This is a genomic window from Paenibacillus sp. P4_E11 (assembly GCF_056401635.1).
The window spans coordinates 122271-129322 of record NZ_JBFUIX010000006.1; the positions used below are offsets into that span (position 1 = coordinate 122271).

5 protein-coding genes are annotated in these 7052 nt (G+C 49.6%); 1 reads left to right on the forward strand and 4 read right to left on the reverse strand.

From position 1 onward, the window contains the following. Positions 1-550 precede the first annotated feature (550 nt). Positions 551-2254, reverse strand: a complete 1704-nt coding sequence (locus AC1DWB_RS04695; RefSeq protein ID WP_477539873.1) for an SGNH/GDSL hydrolase family protein — start codon at positions 2252-2254, stop codon at positions 551-553. Positions 2255-2492: 238 nt separating this feature from the next. Here AC1DWB_RS04695 and AC1DWB_RS04700 point away from each other — a divergent pair, with 238 nt between their 5' ends. After that, positions 2493-2942 (forward strand): DUF4395 domain-containing protein, encoded by a 450-nt coding sequence (locus AC1DWB_RS04700; protein ID WP_477539874.1) that lies wholly within the window; start codon positions 2493-2495, stop codon positions 2940-2942. Positions 2943-3012: 70 nt separating this feature from the next. Here AC1DWB_RS04700 and AC1DWB_RS04705 read toward each other — a convergent pair whose 3' ends face one another. The 3 genes from AC1DWB_RS04705 to AC1DWB_RS04715 form a co-directional block, all read right to left on the reverse strand. Further along, positions 3013-5700 carry a family 78 glycoside hydrolase catalytic domain gene (locus AC1DWB_RS04705; RefSeq protein ID WP_477539875.1) on the reverse strand — a complete coding sequence of 896 codons (2688 nt, stop codon included), beginning with the start codon at positions 5698-5700 and terminating at the stop codon, positions 3013-3015. A 44-nt stretch (positions 5701-5744) separates the two neighbouring features. Next, positions 5745-6617 carry a sugar phosphate isomerase/epimerase family protein gene (locus AC1DWB_RS04710; protein ID WP_477539876.1) on the reverse strand — a complete coding sequence of 291 codons (873 nt, stop codon included), beginning with the start codon at positions 6615-6617 and terminating at the stop codon, positions 5745-5747. Between the two features lie 105 nt (positions 6618-6722). Then, positions 6723-7052: hypothetical protein (locus AC1DWB_RS04715; RefSeq protein ID WP_477539877.1), on the reverse strand; the 330-nt coding region annotated here is incomplete at its 5' end.

The window sequence follows — 7052 nt, forward strand, 5'->3', positions numbered from 1 at the left end:
CTTCTATTTGCTGTACATTCTCATTGTATCAACAGCCTGCGATCGTGTCATGCTTCAATCTTGACTTGTTTTGTCACTTTTTTGACACGGCATCATTCGATGAACGCGATTATCCCTTAACGCCTCACCGCAGAGGCTGTAAGACGAAAAAACCGGCTGTCGAGTAACTGTTGATTGAGGCTAATACGGCCGTTCCAAGTGAAAAAGGACCCCCGTGAGCTCAAACATCTTGTTTGAACCTCCTTTGATTGTATAAGGGATTAAGCGGTATGGAGGTTCAAGCCAAAACTCGCCGGGGTCCTCTTTTTCACTTTCCACTCCTCTTGTTCACAGTTAATCGACAGCCTCAAAAACCGGCTTACAGCTCATGTTCGCCCGCCGCAGGTGCTCGAGCGACCTTCGAGCGATGCGGGTGGATATTTGCAAGCTACAGAAAGCAATCTGACTTGCAACCTTATTCCACATGCAGCCGTATGTTGTATGCACATCACATTAACAGGAAGGGGTCGATAACGCCAAGCGAACAGCCGCCTTATACACACTCGTCCTGCTAGTCGGACTTGGCATCCTGTTCTTCTGGTTCTGGAGACGCAGCAGCAAATCCCGATAGTATGGAATCGCTTATAACACGATCGAACGACCCCCAGTGAGGGTCTACATTGCCATACGGATGATTGATCATGTTCCCTTTTAATTCGGTTAAAAAATACATTCCAACCTGTTGAAGTCGTGTGAAGTAGTGATACCCTCCCACAAAAGCACAATTGTATTCTGCAGCCAGCTGACGGTATAACTCATAAAAAGCACGAAAATTTCTAAAGGATCCATGGGGAGAAAATAGCGGATTCATCCCGTTTCCTGTAACAATCAGACAAAGCGCTCCGATGCTCTGGATCTGTTCAAGGATAAATCTTAATGTTTGTTCCACCTCTGTTCGCTTTCCCGTACTCGTGTCGTTAAGCAAATATTCGATGAGCACCAGATCGGGCTTCAAATTCAAAACTTCATTTTGAATTCTGCGAACGCCAACCAATGAATTTTCCCCGCTGACCGCAACATTGGAAGATTTGCAGATGCTTCGAGGGTATAATTGTCGAAGGCCGTCCATAAGCTGATAAGGCCATCTCCCATTTCGCGTCGTGCTTTCACCATAGAACGCTATCCGAACCGGTTTCCCTGAAGCCAACTTGTCCTTGATAGGTTGCAGAATATGGAATCGCTCTAACGGCACAAGGTCAAGGGGATCTCTACCATGATTACGGAGATCGAATATCATTTGCGGCACCGCAACGACGTCAAATATTTGATTCTCCTTCAATTGTTGAAGATCGATTTGGGAAAAGTCGATTTCTAATCCCCACTCCACGAGATTGCCGTACGCCGATACCAAGACTAGAGGAATTTTACTATGCTTATCACATGAAATCGGCTCTGTCCACCGCAACGAATCCAAGTTCAGCAGTTGTCCTGTCCCATAATCCTCGCCTGAAGCCCCCATGCGAAGCAAGAATTGCTCATCCGAGATTACCGATATAAGTTCGATCCTATACGTACGAGGCACCATGTCCATATACGTTCCATCAAGCTCAGGTGTACAAGGGAACAGCATTCCAGCGTCCAATTCCGGCCTTCTGACATAGCTTCCGCCACTATGAATCTGGGTCTGGCCCCAGCTTAGAAATACGTGCGCAAGCACATAACCGTCAGCTACCAAGGGTGGCTCAGGCAGAAGCAGCTCCCGGGATTCCAAAGCCTCCGTATCCCCTTCCACAATCCGAAGCTCCCTCCTCCTGCTATCAATCACCACAGCGTCATAACGGCATAACCAAACATCATAGTCCAAGGAAAGCTTGGCTCCCTCAGGAATACCCCCATCCGGATGTCTCTTGATGGTGCCCCAGTAATAATCCTTTACATAGTCCTGCCCGGGGAGGTAGAGGATACTTCGATCCTCATTCCAGACTTGCAATGTTCCGGGAACCATTCGTTGATAGGGAACACCTCCGCTTCCGCGAATGCCTTCTCCATTCCAGCCGCAAGGTGAACTCTTTCCTACGCCCTGGATCGTATAGACTTGATGGGAGAATCGTTTCATACCCGGGGGGCGTACTCTCAATCGTGTGCTCTCCACAAATTCCACAACAGATAAATCCGAAAAAATAAGCTTGCCCGGTTCAACAGCAAGTTCCATCGAAGATGCAGCGAAAGGATGTACCTTCAGGCCTCTGCAATCCATCACATGTGTATGTATCATCTTGCCAACCCCTTTCTTCCAAGGATAAACGCCTAACGGCGTCCTTTGACGCCGTGTGTTTGCCGAGACGATGAACAATCAGCAATGTTATACTTTCTGAATCGTGTATAAAAGCAGACTTTTCAGCCCTTCCTCTTCCCAGAAGAAAGTAGGGAGGGATAATAATTCCTACCCGAAAACTGTGTTTTTATGTATACTTATTGTACTTAGTATTCTAATTTTAGATCGGAGGATGTCTATGGCACATCAACCTATACCCTTAGACTATGACTGTGTAGATGAAGTTCCCCTACATCGCGTGCGGGGCAATCAATTAGGTATTCTGCTCAGTGTCCTGATCAGCATCTTCACACAGCAGCTATGGGTTCTTGTACTCCCCTTGATTGTTCAGCTTATTAGTCGTTCGTTTGGCGTCAAATATAATGGATTTGTTCGGCTCTTCTCACCTCTATTCCCTGTCAGCACCCGAACCGAAAGTCGTGAACTTCTGCGATTCAACAACTTGCTAGCTATTCTTTTTCTGATTGTCACACTAGCGGCTCATGCATTCAACAGCCCTGTTGTAGCCTACATTAGTCTAGGTATGCTTACCCTGGCAGTCGTGCTGGCTTTATGCGGATTTTGTCTAGGCTGCTTCATGTACTTCCAATGGAAGCAATTTCTCATAAGGAGAAAAGTTTCTTCCTAATCGGGAGCTAATAAATCCACAGCCAGATGCGGCTGTGGATTTTGCATTGCTTGCAACGTGATTAGTGATTCTAGTGACATTCGAACACGTAGCTACCGGATCGGATCTGCAGAACGACGTACTTTCCAGAGGCAGATAACCTGCCATCCGATACTCCTTCGACTGATGTAATGAACCTCCCGTTGGTCCACACCTGGCTGCCCGATTCCCAAATCTCGAAGTTGTTTGCATCCTCTACTGCAATCCAGACGGACGCTTCCGTCCCGACGGGAATTCCTACGTTCAGCAACATTCCTCCGCCCTCGGGTTTCTTTTTCCAACAAGCGCTTACCTTGCCTCTTGGCGTCATCACTTGGCCTTCAGCATGATCGAGATTCTCTGGCACGTAAGGCTTAATGCGGATTCTCGCCCAGCCGGTCTCCTCCATCTGGATACCGGCAATGTACTCGACCATCATTCTAGCCGGATAAGCGTTCCAAGCGTGGCAGTGGGATTCGATATCCTGAAATCCCTCCCAAATCGTGCGTGAACCTTGACGGATCATATAGCCCCAGCTTGGAAAATCGGTTTTGGTCAGCAGCCGATATCCCGCCGCCTCTTGGCCGTTTTGAAACAACACATGAAGCAGGTTGAGCGACAGCAGCGTTTGGGTCTGCAAGCCTTGGCCTGCAACCGTATCCAGCAAGGATGGCCTGTCTTCCAATGGCACGAAGCCATAGTGCAGGGCGACGACATTCGTTCCCTGATGGCTATTCTCCGAACCGAAGCTATCCCGGAACCGCATCCGCTCCGTATCGTACATTTGGGCATGAAGCGCTCTAGCCAATTGCTCCGACCGCACAGCCATTTGCTCCGCTTCTGATTCATACCCGAGGATGCGAGCCATGGCGGCCATCAGATTCAGGCCATGCGCGAGCTTCATGTTCTGGATCGTCAGAAATTCACCTCGGTTGTCGATTTTCGGGTAAGGGTGATCGCTGATATGCCAAACGTACGGTTTCCTGCCTCCCCGTGTTTGGGGCACAAGACCGAGCTTGACGTCCGTATGGTTAAAGTAGTGTACAAGCATCCTTTTGGCTGAGGCATACAGACTTTCGAGCGACCTTATGTCTCCAGTGAACCTGTACACTTTCCAGAGTAGGGTAGGAAAATGTAAATCCCATTCCGGAATCCGGATATGAAAGTCGGGATGTTCGTAATTAGACGGAGTCACAAACGGAAACACGCCGCTCGCTAACTGACTGTCGGCGAAATCGGTCAACACCTTTTCCACCATCGCGACCGATGAGAATTGGTATAGGAGCAGCTCGGCCTGAAGATCGGAGTCGGCGAGATATTGCGCTTGCTCGCGGTGCGGACAGTCGACCAGCTGGCCCAGCGCGTTGTTTTTCTGCGTTTGGATGCATGCCTCGTACATCTCGTTAAGCAGCCCGTTCGACGAATGAAAGCCTCCTTCGTAAAGAAGCGCGGTATGAGCCGACACGATCTGAACCTGCTCATGTTTCAGCAGCTGCGGATATCCGGTCACCTCTACGTAACGGAAAGCTTTGTAGGACAAATCGGGCTCCCACGTCTCTTCCTCTAGGCCGCTCATCGTATACTCGTCGTAATAATATTCAGATTTTTCATTGCAAACGTTATGCTTCACGCACCCGCGTTCGTCCAAATCCTCGGAATAGCGCAGCCTTACCGTCGTTCCCCAGATCCCCTTGAGTGTCAGGCGCGGCCACCCGGAGATGATTTTACCCGTATCGAACACTTGACGTCCGACTTCCTGCATCGGCATGGGAGCCGGAACGATCGTCTCCTCCACTGCCCCTTCGGGAATCGTCTGCCACCTCATCGGCCATCGCTGATCTTCAATCGCGGCAGCCGTAACAGCTTGCTTGAACGCCCCTTGGTAGCTGGATGTCGTCCAGCTTGGATCCAGCTTGCGGGCATCATACGCTTCGATCGCGGATATGCGGCGGTTTTGCTGGTACCGGGTCCCGATTTGATGCGGGATCTCGGCGAGCGTTTCCCAGCTCTTATCCGTAACGATGGTATCCGCTGTCCCGTCCGCATATTGGATATGTCCTTGCAATAGAAAACCCGGCGCTCCGTTCACATAATTCGTCCCGTCCCCTCCTAGATAGTGAACGATCGCCGCGATGCAATTGTCCCCCTCTTGGAGCAGCTGCGTTACGTCGTAGGCCAAATAATATTTGGTCTTCTGCGGATTCGTCGGTGCTGGCGAGCCAAAGCCCCCGACCCGTTGTCCGTTCACGAACAATTGCATATAGTGATGGGCGGAAACGAACAGCTTGGCTAGTCCAGCCTCTTTATCCAGCCGAATACATCGGCGAAAATAGGCRAAATCGTTGATCCTCACAGCATCCGGCTTCCAAATCCAACACGCCCGCCAATCGTCGGTGAATAGTCCGGTATCGAAGTAAACAGCTGCGGACTCGGCAGGAATACCACGCTCATCCCACACAATCGCTTTCCACCAGTATCGGGTATGCCCGTCGAATGGCAGTCCTTCATACAGGACATGAAGCGGATGACCCTCCCTGCGCCCGCTGTCCCACACACTCCCCTCATTGCCGTCCAGCTCCTGCAGAGATTCTGAAACCAGGACCCGGTAAGCGATTTGAGTCGTTCCCCGCACATCACTATTCATCCTCCACGAGAAAGCGACCGACCTGTTATCGATGCCCATAGGTTGCTCATAACCGTTGACATATAAAGAATGAATAGTTAGTTTGGCATGTTCCATTAATCGCGCACCCTTCCATGGTTTGCATTACATTCTGTGCTCCATCAATAATAGACGCTTTCCAATATGCGGCGAATATTGTCCAGTCCCGCTCTTGTCGCGAATCTGCATTCCTCTTTGCCTTCAAACTCCAAGGAGAGAAAACCGTTATAATCGGAAGCCTGAATTAGTCGCAGAACCTCCCATACATCCACATCGCCTTGGCCAAAGATCGCTCCTCGCAAATAATTACCATTTACCGTTTGAAACCAGCCTTCTCCCGGATTGCGGTAGGAGGGCCTGTAGTAAAAATCCTTCAAATGAATCATAGAGGCCTGCGGCAAATTCCTCTTCACTGCCGCAATAGGATCCTCGTCTACACACCAGAAGTTTCCGATATCCAATGTCGTTCTGAAATTGGTTCGATCAACCGCGTGAAGGAGTGCCTGAATTCGTTCGCTATGCTGAATGTACCTCCCATGGTTTTCGACGCTTGTCGTAATGCCGAAAGTTTGGGCATAATCTGCAATTTGCCGACATGCCTCCGTTAAGCGTGGTAAATCGGCATAAAATTGCGTAAGCGTCGTTTCCTCAATCGGCCTGGAGGCGACATCATGACGCATCCGTGTAACACCCAGAGCAGCCGCAATATCTACGTGCTTCTTCACCCGGGCAATTTCCGCTTCGTACTGCACTACGTCCTCAATGGCAAAATTTGCTGGAATCGCGTAATTGGATAAATGAATACCAAGTTGTACAGCTTTCTTGCGAATTTCTTCGATCAATGCCGGATTGTCCTCCAAAGAAAATCCGATCGGCACGATTTCTACATGTTCACACCCATGCTCTGCGGCCCATTCCAGAACATGGATTATGGTCATATCCCCCGTCCTGATGGCCTGACTTAAGCTGTATGAACTTATTCCGATTTGCAGCATGGAACTGAACCCTCCTAACGGGTAACCCTGATTCGTTCTGTCATCATGAATATGGCTCGAACCCTTGGTAACAAGGGTTCAAGCCACACTACAGTTGCTACCGAATCAGGGAATCCAAATTTGCTTTACTTCCAAGTCGTCGAACCAAGCCATTCCGTTCGTGTTCATGTCTACGCTCAGATAGACTTGCAAATACTTGGCCGTTGCCTGGGGCGTGACCYCCAGTTCGTAATACGTCCACTCGGCGCCATGGCTAATTGTTTTCCAAGTATAGTTGACAGACGCTGTTTTATCCTGCTTGACTTGCCTCAGACCGATCCTTACCAGACCTGTCGTTGATTCGTTTTTGACCCATCCGCGCAGCACATAGTTCGATCCGCTCTCTACGGGGATAAATCCTGTGGAATTAATAACATTAAACACATTGCTGCTGTC